This window comes from Pararhodospirillum oryzae (genome assembly GCF_007992075.1).
GTDB lineage: Bacteria > Pseudomonadota > Alphaproteobacteria > Rhodospirillales > Rhodospirillaceae > Pararhodospirillum > Pararhodospirillum oryzae.
In genome coordinates this window covers 1-4,409 of the sequence record NZ_BJZO01000147.1, presented here as the reverse complement: position 1 = coordinate 4,409, position 4,409 = coordinate 1, and the positions used below count along the sequence as shown (strand labels likewise).

Sequence of the window (4,409 nt, the reverse complement as noted above, 5' to 3'; positions counted from 1 at the left end):
TCCCCACCACATCGGTGGAGCGATGCACCTGCCCCGAGATTTCGCCCACCGAGGCCGACATTTCCTCGGCGGCACTGGCCACCGACTGCACATTGCCCGTGGTTTGAGCAAGGGCGTCGCGCACGTCGCGGGCCTGTTCCAGCGACACGCGGGCCGTTTCGGTCATCGCCTGCGCGGTGCGGTCGAGCTGCTCGGCGGCCACCGACAGCCCGGTCAGAATCTCGCCGATTTCGGCCTCGAAGGAGTCGGCCAGCGCCTGGCGGGCTTCGCGGCGTTCCACCACCTGACGCTCGGCCGTGGCCCGTGCCTCCTCCTCCAAGCGGCGGTTGGCGCGGGCGTTGTCGCGGAACACGGCCAGGGCGCGGGCCATTTCGCCCAGTTCGTCGCCCCGCTCCTCACCGTTCAGGGAAACGTCCAGATCCCCCCGGGACAGCAAGACCATCGCCCGTTTCATGCCGTCCAGAGGCCGCGTCACGCCCCTTGTCGCCACGAAGGCCACCGCGCCGGCAACCAGCAAGATCAGCAAGGCCACCCCGGCCAGCGTCAGACCCTGGCGCCACATCATGGCGTCCAGATCATCCATGTAAACGCCGGTGCCGATCACCCATCCCCACGGCGCGAAGGCGTGAACGTAGGTCAGCTTGGGCACGGGTTTGTCCTGCCCGGCATGGGGCCACATGTAGCGCACGAATCCACCGCCCTGGGTTCGCGCCACGTTCATCATCTCCTGCACGAACAAGAAGCCATGCGCGTCCGGAGAAAGACTGAAATCCTTGCCCTCGACCTGGGGAGCGCCCCGGTTGACGAGCATGCGGCCGGATTGATCGAGAACAAATACGTAATTGCCTTCACCAAAGGACTGAGCGCGCATCACGGCTTGCATTTCTGCCTGCGCGGCCTCGGTGCTCAAGGTGCCGTTGGTCACCCGGGTCTGATAAAGGGTGGCCAAACTCGTGGCCGCGGTCACATGTTCTTCGAGCAGGATCTTGCGCTCGCGGACCATGTTAACACTTTGCATCCACAAACCAGCAGCCACCGTCACGAACAGGCCAGCGGCCATGATCAGAACCGGCAGGCTGATCCGGACCGCCAGCGGCAGGGACCTTGCCATTTCCTCTTACTCCTCGCCTCTTGTCGTACCCGCCGCCTTCCCCGGCACGCTTCGTGCCATGGAAAGATTTCGTGTTTTTTTATGTCGTCCCTTTCCTCCCAACCCCACCAAGCCCTCCGTTCCCCGGCGCCCGAGTCTGTGCCCGTTTTTCCACCCCCAGCTTCCCAATGGTCAAAAGAACAGGGGGGTATACCGTTGCCGCCGGATTCCTTGCCTGTACCCGGGGCCACGAAGCCGTTTACATCGAAACGAATAACATTTCGTCGATTCAATAATGAAAAACATCCATAGAGTATACCCTTTGATCAACTTTGATCGACCCGCCCCCGGATGCTTTCTTTTTCATAGGGACGAAAACCGCCTTCAGGTTCTTTTCCTCACCTTTCCTCTTCAAAAAGCGATATCAAATTTTCGTGGACTCACTCCAAGCGAATCGTGGATTGATTCAAATTCGGGCACGGATCTTTATATTTTGTTGTCATGCTCGATTTTTCTGGTCTCGCTCCGACAGTCTGTCAGGGAAAAATGAAGACCGCTTCCCCCGAAAAAACAAACTCAAACAAAACGATCAGGAATCCGCCCAATTCCACCCCAATCTGATGAGCCCCAGAATATTTTCAGCAAGAACCGGGGCCATTTCGGCGCCCCGAACATGCAACAGATCAAAAACCTGGAGCGTGTTTGTTGATCCTTTTTGACCGGACGACGCCGTAGCGTCTGTCCGGCTCATATCGACGCGGACACCCTTCAGGTCAGCGCCGCCAGGCCGATCAGGGCCGCTCCTTGAAGCAGACAGGCCCGCCAGAATACCGTCAGCGCGCGGCGGATATCGGAGGGCGTCAGGGCGAAGGGGCCCTCTCCCACCCAGGGGTCTTGCCGGGGTGGCTGGCCCGGGTACACGCGCGGCCCCGACAGGCGCACCCCCAGGACTCCCGCCATGGCCGCCTCGGGCCAGCCGGCGTTGGGGGATCGATGATGGCCATGATCGCGACCCATCACCCGCCAGCCCCGTCCGACCGAGCCCCCCCGCAGACCCCACCCCGCGCCGACCAGCAAAATCCCGGCCAGGCGCGCCGGAATCAGGTTGGCCAGATCATCCAGACGGGCGGCCGCCCATCCGAAATCCCGATAGGTCTCGGTCCGGTAGCCGATCATGCTGTCAAGGGTGCTCACCATCTTGAAGGCCAGCACCCCCGGCAGGCCAAGAAGCGCGTACCAGAACACCGGGGCCACCACCGCGTCGCCAAAGTTCTCCGCCAGGCTTTCAATGGCGGCGCGCGCCACCGCCCCCTCGTCCAGGGCCTCCGGATCGCGGCTGACCAGGGCCGCCACCGCCCGCCGGCCGGCCGGCAGCCCCCCGGTCTCCAACGCCTTGGCCACGGCCAGGACATGATCGTGAAGGCTGCGTTGCGCCAGAAGGGTGGCCACCAAGAACAGCTCGATCCCCCAGCCCAGGGGCACCACGGTACTCAGCCCGTGCACAAGTTCCCCAATGGTCCAGCAGCCGCCCACCAGCAGCACGACCACCCCCACCCCCCAGGCCCGACGGACCCGCGACGAAGCGCCGGGCCGGTTCAAGGCCTGGTCCAAAACCGCGATGGCCTGCCCCATCAGCACCACGGGGTGGCGCACGTGGCGAAACACCGCCCCCATTTCCCCAACCAGGGCATCAAGCCCCAGCGCCAGCGCCAGCAGCACCAGCGGATCCAACCCTTGCATCATTTTTTTAATGAGTACCAACAACCACGGGAACAATAAAGGATGATAGCAGGGCACCGTTACGATGACGAGCCGACAAAACTGCATGTGTCTTTCCCGTTCAACGCTCGACAGGCTCCCGGGAGCCGATCAAGCCGGATACGCAATAAATACGATACCGGAACAATAACGAAAAACCTGGAATCCTTGCGGCGCCCTCAAACGCCGGGCACGCACTCCGTGCGCCTGGCTCTCGCGGCACAAGCCGCGCGCCGCCGTCGCGGCGTGGGGGAGCCCTTTTCCGAGGGCATCCAGGGCTTCACCCGTTGCCCAGCCCCGCCCCCCTTGCGTCGGGGCCCGGGGGCCTTATGATTGGCGTTTGTCTTGCGCGGGAAAAGCCTCCATGCCCGAAACAATGGTGCGTCGCCCGGGGATGTCGGTCGGGGTGGGGTGTTCAAGCTCCTGTTCCCCCGAGACCCTGGCCGCCCTGGTGCGCGCCACCCTGGCCGAGGCGGCCGTGCCCCTCGACCGGATTGCCTGCATCGCGACCCTTGACCGGCGGGTGCCTCATCCGGCGGTTCAGGGGTTGGCGCGGGCCCTGGGCGGCGTGCCGGTGCGGGGTTTTTCGCCCGAGACCCTGAACGCGGTGGCGCCCGAGCGCCTGCGCACCGTGTCGGAGAAAACGCGCCAGACGGTGGGCTGCGCCAGCGTGGCCGAGGCCGCCGCCCTGTGCGCCCTGGGCTCGCGGGCCCGCCTGTTGATTCCGCGCCGCGCCGACGCGCGCGCCACCTGCGCCGTGGCCACCTCCCCTTCCCACGGCCCTTGAGCAAGGACAAGAGATGACCGTGCATTTCATCGGCGCCGGCCCGGGCGCCCCCGACCTGTTGACCCTGCGCGCCCAGCGCCTGATCCGCGCCTGCCCGGTCTTGCTGTATGCCGGCAGCCTGATCCCGCGCGAGGTCATCGCCGAGGCCCCGGCCGACGCCCGGATCGTCGACACCACCAGCCTGACCCTTGATCAGATCATCGACCTGCTGGCCGAGGCCCACGCCCAGGGTCACGACGTGGCCCGCCTGCATTCGGGCGACCCCAGCGTGTACAGCGCCATGGCCGAGCAGATCCGCCGGTTGCAGGCGCGGGGCATTCCCTACGACATCTGCCCGGGGGTTCCCTCGTTCGCCGCCGCCGCCGCCCTGCTGGGCCAGGAACTGACCTTGCCCGAGGTGGCGCAGACCGTCATCCTCACCCGCACCGCCCAGTGCTCCACCGCCCTGCCGCCGCGCGAAAGCCTGGAGATCCTGGGCCAGAGCGGCGCCACCTTGGTCTTGCACCTGTCGATCGGCAACATGACCCACGTGGTCGACACCCTGACCCCGCTGTATGGCGCCGAATGTCCGGTGGCGGTGGTGTTCCGGGCCACCTGGCCCGACGAGCTGGTCTTGCGGGGGACCTTGTCGGATATCCAGGCCAAGGTCGAGGCCGCCGGCCTGATCCGCACGGCCTTGATCCTGGTCGGCCCGTCCCTGGCCCTGCCCTGCTTCGCCGAAAGCCACCTGTACGCCGCCGACCGCGAGCGCGCCCCCGCCCCGCCCCCGGGCCG

At 65.6% G+C, this 4,409-nt stretch carries 4 protein-coding genes; 2 read left to right on the top strand and 2 right to left on the bottom strand.

The genetic code is table 11. From position 1 onward, the window contains the following. Together ROR02_RS16010 and cbiB are read right to left on the bottom strand one after the other, a co-directional pair. A partial coding sequence (locus tag ROR02_RS16010; RefSeq protein ID WP_147165050.1) for a cache domain-containing protein occupies positions 1-1,111 on the bottom strand: 1,111 nt, incomplete at its 3' end. A gap of 747 nt (positions 1,112-1,858) precedes the next feature. Next, a complete protein-coding gene (gene cbiB, locus ROR02_RS16005) occupies positions 1,859-2,833 on the bottom strand; it encodes an adenosylcobinamide-phosphate synthase CbiB (RefSeq protein WP_147165049.1) in 975 nt (324 codons plus the stop codon). 379 nt (positions 2,834-3,212) lie between these two features. Between cbiB and ROR02_RS16000 the strand changes: the two genes are divergently transcribed. After that, the gene (locus ROR02_RS16000; protein WP_147165048.1) at positions 3,213-3,635 is read left to right on the top strand and encodes a cobalamin biosynthesis protein; all 423 of its coding nucleotides are present in this window, start codon (positions 3,213-3,215) and stop codon (positions 3,633-3,635) included. Positions 3,636-3,648: 13 nt separating this feature from the next. Then, positions 3,649-4,409 (top strand): precorrin-4 C(11)-methyltransferase (gene cobM, locus ROR02_RS15995; protein WP_147165047.1); only part of this gene is annotated, 761 nt, incomplete at its 3' end.